14 protein-coding genes are annotated in these 15,971 nt (G+C 63.0%); 8 read left to right on the top strand and 6 right to left on the bottom strand.

Annotated elements, in window-relative coordinates; genetic code table 11:
* Positions 1-177: 177 nt before the first annotated feature.
* Positions 178-918, top strand: a complete 741-nt coding sequence (locus IB264_RS18150) for an autoinducer binding domain-containing protein (protein WP_057210879.1) — start codon at positions 178-180, stop codon at positions 916-918.
* Positions 919-1,033: 115 nt separating this feature from the next.
* The gene (pyc, locus tag IB264_RS18145; protein WP_025425238.1) at positions 1,034-4,492 is read left to right on the top strand and encodes a pyruvate carboxylase; all 3,459 of its coding nucleotides are present in this window, start codon (positions 1,034-1,036) and stop codon (positions 4,490-4,492) included.
* 314 nt (positions 4,493-4,806) lie between these two features.
* Here pyc and IB264_RS18140 read toward each other — a convergent pair whose 3' ends face one another.
* The 3 genes from IB264_RS18140 to IB264_RS18130 form a co-directional block, all read right to left on the bottom strand.
* Positions 4,807-5,568, bottom strand: coding sequence for an amino acid ABC transporter ATP-binding protein (locus IB264_RS18140; protein ID WP_025425237.1), 762 nt, complete (start codon positions 5,566-5,568; stop codon positions 4,807-4,809).
* Positions 5,565-6,245 (bottom strand): amino acid ABC transporter permease, encoded by a 681-nt coding sequence (locus IB264_RS18135; protein WP_025425236.1) that lies wholly within the window; start codon positions 6,243-6,245, stop codon positions 5,565-5,567. Before IB264_RS18135 ends, IB264_RS18140 begins: the two co-directional genes overlap by 4 nt.
* A gap of 212 nt (positions 6,246-6,457) precedes the next feature.
* Positions 6,458-7,231: an amino acid ABC transporter substrate-binding protein gene (locus IB264_RS18130; protein WP_025425235.1), complete on the bottom strand. Its 774-nt coding sequence runs from the start codon at positions 7,229-7,231 to the stop codon at positions 6,458-6,460.
* Between the two features lie 272 nt (positions 7,232-7,503).
* Here IB264_RS18130 and IB264_RS18125 point away from each other — a divergent pair, with 272 nt between their 5' ends.
* The 4 genes from IB264_RS18125 (at position 7,504) to ispG (ending at position 11,326) form a co-directional block, all read left to right on the top strand.
* The gene (locus IB264_RS18125) at positions 7,504-8,286 is read left to right on the top strand and encodes a DeoR/GlpR family DNA-binding transcription regulator (protein WP_025425234.1); all 783 of its coding nucleotides are present in this window, start codon (positions 7,504-7,506) and stop codon (positions 8,284-8,286) included.
* On the top strand, positions 8,283-8,669 hold the full coding sequence (locus IB264_RS18120) for a glyoxalase/bleomycin resistance/extradiol dioxygenase family protein (protein ID WP_025425233.1): 387 nt from the start codon (positions 8,283-8,285) through the stop codon (positions 8,667-8,669). Before IB264_RS18125 ends, IB264_RS18120 begins: the two co-directional genes overlap by 4 nt.
* Before the next feature lie 30 nt (positions 8,670-8,699).
* Positions 8,700-9,884, top strand: a complete 1,185-nt coding sequence (locus IB264_RS18115) for an MFS transporter (protein WP_025425232.1) — start codon at positions 8,700-8,702, stop codon at positions 9,882-9,884.
* 188 nt (positions 9,885-10,072) lie between these two features.
* Positions 10,073-11,326, top strand: a complete 1,254-nt coding sequence (gene ispG / locus IB264_RS18110; RefSeq protein WP_025425231.1) for a flavodoxin-dependent (E)-4-hydroxy-3-methylbut-2-enyl-diphosphate synthase — start codon at positions 10,073-10,075, stop codon at positions 11,324-11,326.
* A gap of 103 nt (positions 11,327-11,429) precedes the next feature.
* Here ispG and IB264_RS18105 read toward each other — a convergent pair whose 3' ends face one another.
* The 3 genes from IB264_RS18105 to IB264_RS18095 form a co-directional block, all read right to left on the bottom strand.
* On the bottom strand, positions 11,430-12,071 hold the full coding sequence (locus tag IB264_RS18105; RefSeq protein WP_025425230.1) for a LysE family translocator: 642 nt from the start codon (positions 12,069-12,071) through the stop codon (positions 11,430-11,432).
* A gap of 99 nt (positions 12,072-12,170) precedes the next feature.
* Positions 12,171-13,226, bottom strand: coding sequence for a histidinol-phosphate transaminase (gene hisC, locus IB264_RS18100; protein ID WP_025425229.1), 1,056 nt, complete (start codon positions 13,224-13,226; stop codon positions 12,171-12,173).
* A gap of 3 nt (positions 13,227-13,229) precedes the next feature.
* Positions 13,230-14,144, bottom strand: coding sequence for a polyprenyl synthetase family protein (locus IB264_RS18095; RefSeq protein WP_025425228.1), 915 nt, complete (start codon positions 14,142-14,144; stop codon positions 13,230-13,232).
* Between the two features lie 172 nt (positions 14,145-14,316).
* Between IB264_RS18095 and mtgA the strand changes: the two genes are divergently transcribed.
* Both mtgA and IB264_RS18085 read left to right on the top strand, forming a co-directional pair.
* Entirely contained in the window at positions 14,317-15,063 is a 747-nt protein-coding gene (gene mtgA, locus IB264_RS18090) for a monofunctional biosynthetic peptidoglycan transglycosylase (RefSeq protein ID WP_025425227.1), read from the top strand.
* Between the two features lie 178 nt (positions 15,064-15,241).
* On the top strand, positions 15,242-15,889 hold the full coding sequence (locus IB264_RS18085) for a glutathione S-transferase family protein (protein WP_025425226.1): 648 nt from the start codon (positions 15,242-15,244) through the stop codon (positions 15,887-15,889).
* The last annotated feature ends 82 nt before the right edge of the window (positions 15,890-15,971 follow it).

Raw genomic sequence — 15,971 nt, 5'->3', positions numbered from 1 at the left:
GGCGAGAGTATTCATAGTCTGCTATCTTTTCCGTCCAATTCCGATTTCTCGCGATTTTCGCACAAGACCGGGCGTGGTATGTCGAATTATCGCGGGTGCAACATGAATGGCCCCTGAACGGTTCATTCATGTCCGGTTTCCGGCCCTCGCACACGTGTTCTACCTGGAAGGTGATCCATGAATATCACGCTGCTTGTGCAATTTCTTGCGCTGATCGAAGAGATGAAGACGCGCGAAGAAATCGTACCGGAGTTCGAACGGTTGCTCGACCGCTGCGGCTTCGACTTCTACGGGGTCGTCAGGCAGCCGAAGCCTCACGAAAACCCGTTGAGGCTGCTGCTCGCCGGTCGCTGGCCGGAAGGCTGGCCGCAGATCTACATCCGCAAGAAGTTTGTCGTGATCGATCCGACCATCCGCTACCTCGGTCACGCCCAGCGCGGCTTCCGCTGGCGCGACACACTGTTTGCCTTCCGTTCCGACCCGCATCGCAAGCGCATGGAAAGCATGATGATCGAGGCCCGCAACCACGGCCTCTATGACGGTTACATCTTTCCGGTGCACGGCCGCCGCGGCCTGTTGGGCAATCTCACGGTCGGCGGCCGCGTCGTCGATTTGAGCCCTATTGAAATCAGCCTGTTCGACCAGATTGCCAAGCGTCTGTTCTGGAAACTGCTGGAACTGACCGATCCGGAGATTTCAGCCGAACTCGCATCGCGTGTCGAAGTGCAGATGACGCGGCGCGAAATGGAAGCGCTCAACTATCTCGCCGACGGCATGACCTCGAACGATATCAGCAAGGTGCTCGATATTTCCAGTCACACAGTCGATTGGTACATGAACGGCATCCAGGAGAAACTGAAGGGCAAGAACCGTCACCACGTCGTGGCGATCGCCTTCCGGCTGGGGCTCATTTCCTGATCCATTTCTCTCGGATTTCCGCTCGACTCTGAAATTGCGCTTCATTCCGCGACCCGCTAATACTTTACTTCGCGGGTGCAGCATTTCCCGCGTTTCAAGTCTTGAGGAGTCCGACTTGCCCATTTCGAAGATCCTTGTTGCCAACCGTTCCGAAATTGCAATCCGCGTGTTTCGCGCGGCCAATGAACTAGGTCTGAAAACGGTCGCGATATGGGCTGAAGAGGACAAACTGGCGCTGCACCGCTTCAAGGCGGACGAAAGTTATCAGGTCGGCCGCGGCCCGCATCTGTCGCGGGACCTCGGGCCGATCGAGAGTTACCTGTCGATCGAGGAAGTGATCCGCGTCGCCAAGCTTTCCGGCGCCGATGCCATTCATCCGGGCTACGGCCTGTTGTCGGAAAGCCCCGAATTCGCCGAGGCCTGCGCCGAGGCCGGCATCACCTTCATCGGCCCGAAGCCGGAAACCATGCGCCAGCTCGGCAACAAGGTTGCCGCCCGCAACCTGGCGATCTCGATCGGTGTACCGGTCGTGCCGGCGACGGAACCGCTTCCCGAAGACATGGCTGAAGTGGCGAAGATGGCCGAGGCGATCGGCTATCCGGTGATGCTGAAGGCTTCCTGGGGCGGCGGCGGGCGCGGCATGCGCGCGATCCGCGACCCGAAGGATCTCGCCCGCGAGGTGACGGAAGCCAAGCGCGAGGCCAAGGCCGCCTTCGGCAAGGACGAGGTCTACCTCGAAAAGCTGGTCGAGCGTGCCCGCCACGTCGAAAGCCAGGTTCTCGGCGATACCCACGGCAACGTCGTGCATCTGTTCGAGCGCGACTGCTCCATCCAGCGGCGCAACCAGAAGGTCGTCGAGCGCGCGCCGGCGCCTTACCTCAACGCCAGCCAGCGCGAAGAGCTTGCCGCCTATTCCAAGCGCATTGCCGAGGCGACTAACTACATCGGCGCCGGTACTGTCGAGTATCTGATGGATGCCGACAGCGGCAAATTCTACTTCATCGAAGTCAATCCGCGCATCCAGGTCGAGCACACGGTGACCGAGGTGGTCACCGGCATCGATATCGTCAAGGCGCAGATCCACATCCTCGACGGTTATGCCATCGGCACGCCGGAATCCGGCGTGCCGTCGCAGGAAAATATCCGCCTCAACGGCCACGCGCTGCAGTGCCGCATCACCACGGAAGATCCCGAGCAGAACTTCATTCCGGACTATGGCCGCATCACTGCCTATCGCGGCGCAACCGGCTTCGGCATCCGGCTCGATGGCGGCACCGCCTATTCGGGCGCGGTCATCACCCGCTACTACGATCCGCTGCTGGAAAAGGTGACGGCCTGGGCGCCGAACCCCGACGAGGCGATCCAGCGCATGATCCGCGCGCTGCGCGAATTCCGCATCCGCGGAGTGGCCACGAACCTGACCTTCCTCGAAGCGATCATTAGCCACTCGAAATTCCACGACAACACCTACACCACGCGCTTCATCGACACGACGCCGGAGCTTTTCCAGCAGGTGCGCCGCCAGGACCGCGCGACCAAGCTCCTGACCTATCTCGCCGACGTTACCGTCAACGGCCATCCGGAAGCCAAGGGCCGTCCGCGTCCGTCGGATGAGATCGCCGCCCCCGTCGTGCCGTTCATCGGCGGCGAGATCAAGCCGGGCACCAAGCAGATGCTCGACCAACTCGGCCCGAAGAAATTTGCCGAATGGGTCAGGGCGCAGCCGCAGGTGCTCGTCACCGACACGACCATGCGCGACGGCCATCAGTCGCTGCTCGCCACTCGCATGCGCACCTACGACATCGCCCGTGTCGCCGGCACCTATGCGCGGGCTCTGCCGAATCTGTTTTCGCTCGAATGCTGGGGTGGGGCGACCTTCGACGTCTCGATGCGCTTCCTCACCGAAGATCCATGGGACCGGCTGGCGCGCATCCGCGAGGATGCGCCGAACCTCTTGCTGCAGATGCTTCTGCGCGGCGCCAACGGCGTCGGCTACAAGAATTATCCTGACAACGTCGTCAAATACTTCGTCCGCCAGGCGGCAAGGGGCGGCATCGACGTCTTCCGCGTGTTCGACTGCCTCAACTGGGTCGACAACATGCGCGTCTCGATGGAGGCGATCGCCGAAGAGAACAAGATCTGCGAAGCGGCGATCTGCTATACCGGCGATATTCTCAATGCCGCCCGGCCGAAATACGATCTCAAGTACTACACCGCGCTTGCCGCCGAACTGGAAAAGGCCGGTGCACATATCATCGCGGTCAAGGATATGGCTGGCCTGTTGAAGCCGGCTGCAGCCCGCGTGCTGTTCAAGGCGCTGCGTGAGGCGACCGATCTGCCGATCCACTTCCACACCCACGACACGTCGGGCATTGCCGCCGCGACCGTTCTGGCTGCCGTCGATGCCGGCGTCGATGTCGTCGATGCGGCGATGGATTCGCTCTCCGGCAACACCTCGCAGCCCTGCCTCGGCTCGATCGTCGAAGCCTTGCGCGGCTCCGAACGGGACCCGGGCCTTGATCCGGAATGGATCCGCCGCATCTCGTTCTACTGGGAAGCGGTGCGCCATCAGTACGCCGCCTTCGAAAGCGATCTCAAGGGACCGGCATCGGAAGTCTATCTGCACGAAATGCCGGGCGGCCAGTTCACCAACCTCAAGGAGCAGGCCCGCTCGCTCGGTCTGGAAACCCGCTGGCACGAAGTGGCGCAGGCCTATGCCGACGCCAACCAGATGTTCGGCGACATCGTCAAGGTGACGCCGTCCTCGAAGGTCGTCGGCGACATGGCGCTGATGATGGTCAGCCAGGACCTGACCGTTGCCGACGTCGAGAACCCGGCCAAGGACATCGCCTTCCCGGAATCGGTTGTGTCGATGCTGAAGGGCGACCTCGGCCAGCCTCCGGGCGGCTGGCCGGAAGGCCTGCAGAAGAAGGCGCTGAAGGGCGAAAAGGCCTATGTGGTTCGCCCGGGCTCGCTGCTCGAAGCTGCCGATCTCGATGCCGAGCGCAAGACGATCGAAGAGAAGCTGGAACGCGAGGTCAACGACTACGAGTTCGCGTCCTATCTGATGTATCCCAAGGTCTTCACCGACTATGCGCTGGCGGCGGAGACTTATGGTCCCGTCAGCGTGCTGCCGACGCCGGCCTATTTCTACGGCATGGCGCCGGGCGAGGAGCTGTTCGCCGACCTTGAAAAAGGCAAGACGCTGGTCATTCTCAACCAGACCCAGGGCGAGATAGACGAGAAGGGCATGGTCAAGGTGTTCTTCGAACTCAACGGCCAGCCGCGCCCGATCAAGGTTCCCGATCGCAACCGCGGTGCTTCCAGCGCCATCCGCCGCAAGGCGGAGGCCGGCAACGCTACGCAGCTCGGCGCGCCGATGCCGGGCGTGATCTCGACGGTCGCGGTGCACGCGGGCCAGGCGGTCAAGGCGGGCGACGTGCTGCTGTCGATCGAAGCGATGAAGATGGAAACGGCCTTGCATGCGGAGAAGGACGGCACGATTGCCGAAGTTCTGGTGCGCGCCGGCGACCAGATCGATGCCAAGGACCTGCTGATCGTTTTCGGCGCCTGAGGTTTCGGGCAAGAATAAATAGAAACGGCCGGGCGTGAGTCCGGCCGTTTTCGTGAGAGGGGATAGGCCGCCATCCCTGTCGTCATCCTCGGGCTTGACCCGAGGATCCAGCCGCAAGCACGGCCCTCCGCCGCGCCTCAAGACGCCTTGGTACGCAGTTCTTGCCGGTGAGCTCCACCCTCTCCTCCGTCATCCTCGGGTCAAGCCCGAGGATGACGGAGGAGAGGGTGGAGAATGGCGAATGAGAGATAGTTCGCCCTCCACCGACCCTGGCCCGCTATCAGTCACCCGGGCGATCGGCCCCCAAACGTCGCTCAGATGTCGTAGCTGTGCGGCGCACTCAGCGAGGCGATGAACTTCTTGGTGCGTTCGCGCTCGGGCGTCGAGAAGATCGTCTTCGGCGCGCCGCTTTCGACGATGACGCCACCGTCGAGGAAGACCACCTTGTCGGCGACGCGCGAGGCTAACCTCAGGTCATGCGTCGCCATCACCATGGTCGTGCCTTCGCGGGCAAGCCGGCTCAGCACTTCGACGACTTCTTCTGCCAGCTCCGGATCGAGCGCCGAGGTCGGCTCGTCACAGAGAAGAACGCGTGGCGACGGCGCCAATGCGCGGGCGATCGCCACGCGTTGCTGCTGGCCGCCGGAAAGCGTGGCCGGCCAGGCATCGGCCTTATGGGCCATGCCGACCTTTTCAAGCAGCTCCATGGCGCGGGCGCGCGCCTTGTCGGCGGGCCATTTCAACACGGTGACAAGGCCTTCCATGACGTTGCCGAGTGCGGTCTGGTGCGGGAAAAGCTGAAAATTCTGGAACACCATCCCGGTCTGGCGGCGCAGGCGCTGGATCGCCTGCCAGCCGGTCTTGCGCCCGGGCTGAAAGTCCAGCGCCTCGTCGCCAAGTCGAATCGAGCCCGATGTCGGGATCTCCAGGAGATTGATGCAGCGCAGGAGCGTGCTCTTGCCGCCGCCGGAAGGGCCGACCAGCGCCGTAACCGTGCCTTCGGCCAGCGTCACGGAGATGTCCTTCAGCACGAGATTGTCGCCGAAGCGTTTTTCGATGTGGGAAAGCTCGATCATGTCCGGGCCTCCAGGAAGCCGCCATAGCGGGCGAACCGGCGCTCCAGCCGCACTTGCAGGGCTGACAGTACCGAACTCATGGCGAGATAGATCAGCGCTGCCTCAATATAGAGGATCAGCGGCTCGTAGGTGGTGGCGACGATGCGCTGGGCGGTCTGGAAAAGCTCTGGAACCGTGATCGCGGCGGCAAGCGAGGTATCCTTCACCAGCGAGATGAAGGTGTTCGACAGCGGCGGCACGGCGACGCGGGCTGCCTGCGGCAGGATCGTGCGACGCATCGCCTGGCTCCAGCTCATGCCGATGGAATAGGCCGCTTCCCATTGCCCGCGCGGCACCGAGGAGATCACCGCGCGAATGATCTCGGAGGTATAGGCCCCGACATTGAGCGTGAAGCCGATCAGCGCGGCCGGGAAGGCGTCGAGCAGGATACCCATGCTCGGCAGGCCGTAGAAGATCACGAAGAGCTGGACGAGCAGCGGCGTGCCGCGGATGACCCAGACATAGAACCGCGCGACGGCAACGACGGGCGCCGGCCCGAAGAGGCGGGCGATGGCCGTTGCCAGGCCAAGCGCCAGGCCGAGAATGAACGAAAGCAGCGTCAGCGGGATGGTGAACGTCAGCCCGGCCCAAAGCAGGGACGGCAGCGAATCCAGCATGAGTTGAAGCCAGGTGGGCAAGGGATGGGCCTTTCGAAAAAGCGCGATCCGCTCCGGAGGCCGGAACGGATCGCGATTCATACTGCATGATGCCTTAAATCGAAATTGGTTTGAGGCGGGGGCATGCAGCGAGCTTGAAGTGTTACCGCGTCCTTTGCGCGTCATGTCCGACGCGCGGCGCCGTAGCGAGCAAGGCCGGGGGAGAAGCTGCCGGCCTTAATGTCAGGCGGGTGTTACTTCGAGACGTCGGCGCCGAAGTACTTCTGCGAGATCGTCTCGTAGGTGCCGTCGGCCTTGATTTCGGCAAGCGCCTTGTTGACGGCTTCGAGAAGTTCCGGCTCGCCCTTGCGGATGATGATGCCGGAATAGTCGGCGTCGGCCTGTTCGGCGGCGATCTTCACGTTGGCATCAGGCTTCTGCTTCTTGAAGTCGAGGAAGGAAAGGCTGTCGTTGATGGTCGCATCGGCGCGGCCGGTCAGAACCAGCTGGATCGATTGGTCGAAGCCGTCGGTGCCGACCAGCTCGGCGCCGGAAGCCTGCGCAAGCTTGCCGAAGTTGCTCGTCAGCGACTGGGCGGACTTCTTGCCCTTGAGGTCGGCGAAGTCCTTGATTTCGGCGTCGTCGCCCTTGACGATCAGCACGGCCTTGGAGGCGATATAGGGCTCGGAGAAGTCGTACTTCTTCTTGCGCTCCTCGGTGATGCCGACCTGGTTGATCACCGCGTCGTAACGGTTGGCGTCGAGGCCGGCGATCAGGCCGTCCCACTTGCCTTCCAGGAACTCGGCCTTGACGCCCAGCTTCTTGGCCACTTCCTGGCCGATCTCGACGTCGAAGCCGACGAGCGCGCCAGATTTGTCGTGATAGGTGAAGGGCGCATAGGTGCCCTCTGTGCCGATCTTCAGCACGCCGGCGGACTTGATCTGGTCGAGGTTCTCACCGGCCATAGCGGGGACGAAGGCGGCAACCTGCAGGAGGGCGGCGGCGAAAAGCGTGGGGAGGAGTTTCATCTTGTCTTTCCATCTTTTTTGTGTTCCGGCCCGTCGTCCGGATTGAGGAGAGAATCTCATAAAAAAATCGCCGCTTGAGCGCATAAAACTCCAATTGCTGAGCGTTTTTGTGAAGATTTTTCCCCGGACCGGTAGAATTTTCATCCGAAACACGCGCCTGTCGGCAAATCTGGCCCTTTTCGATTTTGTCGCCGGATCGCGGTTGAAATCGCTTTCAAAATTCGCTATGCACATTTACATCGATTCATGCACGTTTATGCACGATTGGCCAAATGTCCACGGAACTCCTTCTTCGCGAACGAAAGACACTCATCCAGGAACGGCTGAAGGCCGACGGCCGGGTGCTGGCGGCCGACCTTGCCGCCGAGTTCCGGGTCTCCGAAGACACGATCCGGCGCGATCTGCGCGAGATGGCCGCGGCCGGCCTGTGCGAGCGGGTCTATGGTGGCGCGTTGCCGCTTGCGCCAAGCGCCCTGTCGCTCAGCCAGCGCGTGGCGATGGCGCCGGAGCGCAAGGCCGCGCTGGCGCGCGCCTCGGTCGGCTTCATAGCGCCCGGTAGCACGGTATTCCTCGACGCCGGCTCGGCCAATCTTGCTATCGCCCAGCGTATCGAGCCGGACCTGAAGGCGACCATCGTCACCAACACGCCGTTGATCGCCGCCGCCTTGATGGAGAAGCCGGGCATCGACCTCATTCTCGTCGGCGGCCCACTCAACCGCGCCGTTGGTGCTGCCGTCGGCGCGCGGGCGCAACGGGATATCGAACAGCTTCGGCCCGACCTTTGCATCCTCGGCACCTGCGGCGCCGATGCTGATGCCGGCCTGACGGCGATCTTTTTCGAGGACGCCGAGTTCAAGCGGCTGATCGCATCGCGCAGCCGCGCCCTGCTTGTCGCCGTTACCAACGACAAACTCGGCACGGCCGCATCCCACGCGGTTGTCGGCATCGACCAGGTGACGACGCTGGTGCTGGAGGCCGACGCGCCGGCGCACCACGTCGCCGCCTTCGAGGCATCTGGGACGACCGTGATCATGGCTGGAGGGAGCGAACGATGAGCATCGCGCATGTGGCTCTTTGGACCAGGGATCTGGAGGGGGTCGCGTCCTTCTGGTCGCGTTTCTTCGGCGCGAGCGTCGGAGACGCCTATGAGAGCCGGCGTCGTCCGGGGTTTCGCTCCCGCTTTCTGACCTTTGGCGATGGGCCGGCAATCGAAATCATGGAGGGGCCTTGGGTGGCTCCGGCCGAGCCCGAAGGCGTCGAGCGTACGGGGCTCGCGCATGTAGCCCTGTCGCTCGGCAGCGGAGCGGCGGTCGACGCGATGGCGGCCCGGGCCTCGGTTGAGGGCATTCTGGTATCGCAGGCGCGGTGGACGGGCGACGGCTTCTACGAGGCGGTGCTTCGCGACCCCGACGGCAATCTGATCGAAATTACCATTTGAGCCGGCGGCTTCCGGCATAGAGGCACAATCATGGACCAACGTTCCGCTCCCACCGCCGTTCGGCAGGGTTACATGACCCGCGACCGGCTTGCCGTGTCGCTGCTCTTCCTGATGAACGGCTTCGTCACCGGAAGCTGGGCACCGAAGATCCCCGAATTCAAGGATCGGCTGGGCATCAGCGAAAGCGTGCTCGGCCTGCTCATCCTGATGTTCGGCGTCGGCTCGCTGGTGCTGATGCCGATCGCCGGCGGCTTTATCGCCCGGGTCGGCTCGCAGAAGGTCGTCAAGGTCACCGCCATCCTGCTGTCGCCGCTGCTCCTGCTTTTGACGCTGCTGCCGAATGTCTGGGCCGCTGCCGTCGGCATGTTCCTGCTCGGCGGCTTCGTCGGCGCGATGGACGTGGCGATGAACGCCAATGCGGTCGAGGTCGAAAAATCGATGCGCCGCGCCATCATGTCCTCCTGCCACGCCTATTGGAGCCTCGGCGGCCTGATCGGTGCCGGCATTGGCGGCTTCCTGATGGCGCGCTTCGGCGTTCTGCCGCACGTCATCGTCGTGACCTTGCTCAGCCTGGCAGTGCTCGCGATCGCCTGGCCGATGATCCTGGCCGACAAGCCGCACCCCGCCGCCACCAAGGAAAAGCTGCGCCTGCCGATGACGCCGCTTCCCTGGCTGATCGGCATCATGGCGCTGTTTTCGATGGTGCCGGAAGGAACCGTGCTCGATTGGGGTGCGCTCTATCTGCGCAACGAACTCGGCGCTTCGGTCGAACTGTCCGGCTTCGGCTTTGCCGCCTTCTCTGCGACGATGGCGACGATGCGTTTTGCCGGAGACCATGTGCGTGATCGTTTCGGCGCCAAGCGGACGCTGCGCATCTGCACGGTCACAGCGCTTGTCGGCATGGTGCTGGCGGGCCTCGCGCCGAATGCCTACCTCGCCATCCTCGGTTTTGCGATTGCCGGGATCGGCATTTCCAACATGGTGCCGATCGCGTTTTCGGCCGCCGGCAACATGCCGGGCCTGCAGCCGGGTATCGGCCTCTCGGTCGCAACCTTCATGGGCTATTCCGGCATGCTGTTCGCACCGTCGCTGATCGGCTTCGTCGCCGAACATACAGGCTTTGCGATCATCTTCGCCTCGGTGCCGGTGCTGTTCATCGTCGTGCTGATGCTGTCGCACCATGCCGTTCATGCGGACCATGGAAAGGGCCATTGAGGTCGGGCGCCTGCCATCAAATCGCCGTCAGGGCATGATGTCGCCGTTGACAACGATGCTTTCCTCATCCACCTGATGGACGAAAAGCAGGAGCGGAACGGGAAAACCCATGCGGGTTTCCGTCTGCATCCCGCGCTGAAACGATGAGACCAGGTCACCGGCGTGACCTGGGGGACCAAGAGGCCTTCATGTCTGCCGCCTTTGATTTTGATCCGCAGCCCCGCCGCGCGTCCGTCGCCGTCGATGTCGGCGGAGTCATAGTCGGCGGCGGTGCGCCGGTGGTCGTCCAATCGATGACCAATACCGACACCGCCGATATCGACGGAACGGTGGCGCAGGTGGCGGCGCTTCACAAGGCCGGCTCGGAGCTGGTGCGCATTACCGTCGACCGCGACGAAAGTGCGGCTGCGGTGCCGAAGATCCGCGATCGGCTCGAGCGCCTCGGCCTCGACGTGCCGCTCGTCGGCGATTTCCACTATATCGGCCACAAGCTGCTTGCCGACCATCCGGCCTGCGCCGAGGCGCTGGCGAAGTACCGCATCAACCCGGGCAATGTCGGCTTCAAGGACAAGAAGGACAAGCAGTTCGCCGAGATCGTCGAGATGGCGATCCGCTACGACAAGCCGGTGCGCATCGGCGTCAACTGGGGCTCGCTCGATCAGGAACTGCTGACGCGGCTGATGGATGAGAACCAGGCGAACGGGTTTCCGCTGACGGCCCAGCAGGTGACGCGCGAGACGATCGTGCAGTCGGCGCTGCTTTCGGCCGAACTTGCCGAAGACATCGGCCTGCCGCGCAACCGCATCATTCTTTCGGCCAAGGTGTCGGGTGTTCAGGACCTGATCGCCGTCTATGCCATGCTGTCGACGCGCTCGGACCATGCGCTGCATCTCGGCCTCACCGAAGCCGGCATGGGCACCAAGGGCATCGTTGCCTCGTCGGCCTCGCTCGGCATTCTCATGCAGCAGGGCATCGGCGACACAATCCGTATTTCGCTGACGCCGGAGCCCGGCGGCGACCGCACCCGCGAGGTGCAGGTGGCGCAGGAACTGCTGCAGGTCATGGGCTTCCGCCAGTTCATTCCCGTCGTTGCCGCTTGTCCCGGATGCGGCCGCACGACGTCGACGGTGTTTCAGGAGCTCGCCCAGAAGATCCAGGACGACATCCGCCGCAACATGCCGGTCTGGCGCGAGAAATATCCGGGTGTCGAAGGCCTCAAGGTCGCGGTCATGGGCTGCATCGTCAACGGCCCCGGCGAAAGCAAACATGCCGATATCGGCATCTCGCTGCCCGGCACCGGCGAAACGCCGGCCGCACCCGTCTTCATCGACGGCCAGAAGGCGATGACGCTGCGCGGCCCCAACATTGCCGGCGATTTCGAGACGCTCGTTTCCGACTATATCGAAAAGCGTTACGGCCAGGGTCAGGCCGCGGCCGAATAGAGCGTTTCCGGTTTAAGCGGAATCACACAAGTGCTCTGTTTCTTTGTTTCTACGCATTTCCTGACGGAAAACCGCTTCACACTTTTCCTGGAAATGCTCTAGCTCAGAGCCGCGTCGTCAGCAGTTTCAATCCTGCGAAAGCGAAGAAGCCTGCCATCAGGCTCTCGATGATGCGTCGCGACTTGAGATAGCCGCGATGCACCGGCGGCAGCGAGAACACGATCGCAAAACCGCAGAAGGTCACGAGACCGAGCAGCATGCATCCGGCGATGAAGGCGGCGGTCACGGCCGTCGGCGCGCCGGCGGGCATGCCGAGCGAGACCAGCATGATCCAGGAGAAAATCGCCTTGGGATTGGTCAGGTGGATGCCGAGCCCCTTGAGATAGTGCTTCTTCAGCAACGCCTGTGGTTGGCCCGGCATCGCCTTTGGGGGCGCATGTCCGCGCATGGCGGCGCGTAGCGCGTTGTAGGCGAGCCAGAACAGGTAGCAGGCGCCGGCGATCTTCAGGACGATCAGCGCCTGTCCGTAAGCGCCGATGAGCGCAGAAAGGCCGGATGCCGTTAGCATCGCCCAGGTGTAGCTGCCGGACAGTACGCCGAAGGCGAGCGCCAGGCCCGCCTTGCGCCCCTGGCTGATCGAGGTGGTGATGATTGCAAGCACCGCCGGACCTGGCGATGCGGTCGCAATCATATAGGCCGTCCAGGCGACCGCGAGTTGCGAAAGGTATGGCGACAGGTCGAACATGGAGAGGGCTCCGGCGTGGATCGCCGGACCTTAGCGAATGTGTCTTTCGCGGCCAAGTGCCTGAGCCAAGTCTGAGAGCCCCCGTCTCGGGACCAGATCTCAGAGAATGTCGTCGAGCGCTTCGATCAGCCGGGCGCATTCGGCATCGGTGCCGATGGTGATGCGCAGGAAATCGGAGATCCTGGGCTTGGCGAAATGGCGCACGAGCACGGCACGCTCACGCAGCGCCTGCATCAGCGCGTCGCCGGAATGGCCGGGATGGCGGGCGAAGACGAAGTTTGCCTGCGATGGGAGGACCTCGAAACCGCGCTCGGCGAGTTGACCGGTGAGGCGTTCACGGGATGCCATGATTTTCTTGCGGGTCGTTTCGAACCAGGCTTCGTCTTCGATCGCAGCGGTCGCTCCTGCCTGGGCCGGGCGGCCAAGCGGATAGGAGTTGAAGCTGTCCTTCACCCGCTCCAGCGCCTCGATCAGCGGCCGCTGACCGATGGCGAAGCCGACGCGCAGGCCCGCGAGCGCACGCGACTTGGAGAAGGTCTGGACGACCAGCAGGTTTTCGTATTTCGGCACCAGCGCGATCGCCGACTGGCCGCCGAAGTCGATATAGGCCTCGTCGATGACAACTGGCTGATCCGGGTGGGCGGCAACGAGCCGCTCGATTTCGGCAAGCGGCAGGCCGATGCCGGTCGGCGCATTCGGGTTTGGCAGGATGATGGCGCCGCAGGACCTGTCGTAATCGGCTAGATCGATGCGGAATTGAGTGTCGAGCGGGACTTCGACGGCATCGATCGCAAACAGCCGGGCGTAGGTCGAATAGAAGCTGTAGGAGATGTCGGGATAGAGCAGCGGGGCGTCGTGCTTCAACAGCCCGGCAAAGATGTGGGCCAGGACCTCGTCCGAACCATTGCCGACGAAGACCTCGCCGGCGGTGACCCGGTGACGGGCCGCGATCGTTTCACGCAGGCGGAGCGCCAGGGGGTCGGGGTAGAGCCTGAGATCGCTGTTGGCCGCTGCGGTGATTGCGCTCAGAACCTTGTCCGAAGGGCCGTAGGGGCTCTCGTTGGTATTGAGCTTGACGAGGTTGGCGATGCGCGGCTGTTCGCCTGGCACATAGGGCTTGAGCGTCGAAACGATGGGCGACCAGTATTTGCTCACGATTCAATTCCTGCGATTGGCGATGAAGCGGGCGGTTTCGGCAAGGATCGACGAGCGCTCGCCATAGGGTTCGAGCAGCGCCTCTGCCTCCGCCACCAGTTGTTCCAGCCGGGTCTCGGCCCAGGCCTGTCCGTGGAGCGCGACGAGCGTGCCCTTGCCGCGTGCGGCATCCTTGCCGGTTGCCTTGCCCATGGTCTCGGCGTCGGCGGTGAGGTCAAGCAGGTCGTCGGCGAGCTGGAAGGCAAGGCCGATCTTTTCGCCGAAGCTGCGCAGACGGTGACGGTCGTTCGCGTCTGCTCCGGCGACGATCGCGCCCGCCTCGCAGGCAAAGCGCAGAAGCGCGCCTGTCTTCATCGCCTGAAGGGTGACGATGCCGGCTTCGTCGGGAGTGGATTTCTCCGCCGCAAGGTCGAGCGCCTGTCCACCGGCCATGCCGCCATGGCCGGCAGCACGCGCCAGCGCGAGGACAAGCGCCGCCTTCTGTGCGTCGGCAAGCGGCGTCTCCGGCGATGCGATGATGTCGAAGGCGAAGGTCAGCAGGCTGTCGCCGGCAAGGATCGCAGTCGCCTCGTCGAAAGCCTTGTGTACGGTCGGCTGGCCGCGCCGGATGTCGTCGTCGTCCATCGCCGGCAGGTCGTCATGGACCAGAGAGTAGCAGTGGACGCATTCGAGCGCCGCACCGACCCGCAGCGCTGCATCGAAGCGTCCGCCCAGCAGGCTGGCGCATTCGATCACCAGAAACGGGCGCAACCGCTTGCCGCCGTTGAGGACGCCGTGACGCATCGCGCCGAGCAGGTTTTCCGGGCGGCCGATCTCGTCGGGTTCGATGCTCAAACCCAGCAGGCGCCCCAGCAGCGTCTCGATCGCGAGCGCGTTGCGTTTCAGTTGGGTCTCGAAGGTCGGTGTTTCCTGTCTCATGAGCGCTCTTTGACATGCGCGAAAGGCGCTTTCAACGGGCTTTCGTGTCGCGGCAGTGCGCTTTGTCGAGGACAGACCTGTGAGTGCCTTGCCTTTTGCCAGAAAGCCCGTTCAACTTTGCCAGCCCATGCACTAAGAGAAACGGATGGACAGAGAGGTGGACAGTCAGGCCGTGGACATCGTTCCCGAGGCGCGTGAGGAGGGCGATATGCCCGCCAGTCGCTGGTCGTCCCTCCGTCGGACGTGGCGCCTGCATCGCCGTCGCATCATTTTCGTCGTTCTTGGCCTGTTGCTTCTGCCCTATGCGCTGATTGCGCTCTATCTCATCGACTTCATTCGCCCGGTTTCGACGCTGATGCTGCGCGACCTCGTGCTGCTGCGCGGCTATGACCGACAGTGGGTCGAGTTCGACAAGATAGCGCCGGTGCTGGTGCAATCGGTGATGATGTCGGAGGATGGCCAGTTCTGCATCCACGACGGCGTCGACTGGGGGCAGATGCGGGGCGTGGTTGAGGATGCGCTCGATGGGGAATCGACGCGCGGCGCCAGCACCATCCCGATGCAGACGGTGAAGAACCTCTTCCTCTGGAACGGCCGCTCCTTCGTGCGCAAGGCGATGGAACTGCCGCTCGCCATCGCCGCCGACTTCGTCTGGAGCAAACAGCGGATGATGGAGATCTACCTGAATGTCGCCGAATGGGGTGACGGTATCTACGGCATCGAGGCTGCCGCCCGCCACCATTTCGGCGTTTCCGCCGCCAAGCTTTCCAGGCGCCAGGCCGCTCTTCTCGCCGTGTCGCTGCCCAACCCGAAAGAGCGCAACGCCGGAAAACCGGGGCGCGGACTGAAACGCCTGGCATCACTGATCGAGCGCCGGGCCAGCCGATCGGGCGGATACATCACCTGCCTTTATGATTGAGATGACGCCTATTCATTGGTCCTGATGCTCGCCGTGGCCTACTGCATGTTTCCTTAAATCCTATTCGATTTAAGGATAAAAACATGCAGCCATTCAAAGTGCTACAGCGACCTTTGCGCGTCTAATAAGACGCGCGGCGCTGTAATGGTTGCAGCAGGGTGCATAGGGAGATCCAATCTTGAACAAACTCGTCCTTTACGTCGGCAACAAGAACTATTCGTCCTGGTCGCTGCGACCGTGGCTGGCGCTCGAAGCCTCAGGCATTGCCTTCGAGGACGTGGTCATTCCCTTCGATTTTGCGGCCGGAAACCCGAAGCTGCGGGAAATCTCGCCGACCGGGCGTGTGCCGCTTCTCGAGCATGGCGACGTCAAGATCTGGGAGTCGCTGGCGATCATCGAATATGTCGCCGAACTGTTTCCGGATGCCGGGCTTTGGCCGGCAGACCAACAGGACCGGGCGCGGGCGCGCAGCTATGCCTGCGAAATGCTCTCCGGCTTTCGTGCCTTGCGCAGCGCCTGCCCGATGAACATTCGCCGGCAGAAACAGACGCTTGGGGTTTCGGGCGACGTGCGCGCCGATGTCGCCCGCATCGAGACGATCTGGGCCGACGCGCTCGCGCGCTCCGGCGGTCCGTTCCTTTTCGGGTCGTTCACGGCTGCGGATGCGATGTACGCGCCTGTGGTTAACCGCTTCGACGTCTACAATCTCGTTAGCGACCCCACGACGTTGGGATATATGGAGCGAGTAAAGGCGCATCCGGCATCCCGGAAATGGGAAGCGGCCGCACGAGCGGAACCGTGGATCGTTGCCGAGGAAGAAGTCTGATTCGACTTCCTTGCGAGGAGGAGTCGAAAAATTGCGCTCGGGGACTGGTCAAGCGGCAGTTCGCCATGTATAAGCGCGCCAA

It is taken from the genome of Ensifer sp. ENS11, assembly GCF_014851895.1.
GTDB classification, from domain to species: Bacteria; Pseudomonadota; Alphaproteobacteria; order Rhizobiales; family Rhizobiaceae; genus Ensifer; species Ensifer canadensis.
The sequence above is the reverse complement of the archived record's forward strand: the minus strand, read 5'-3'. Positions and strand labels throughout refer to the sequence as shown.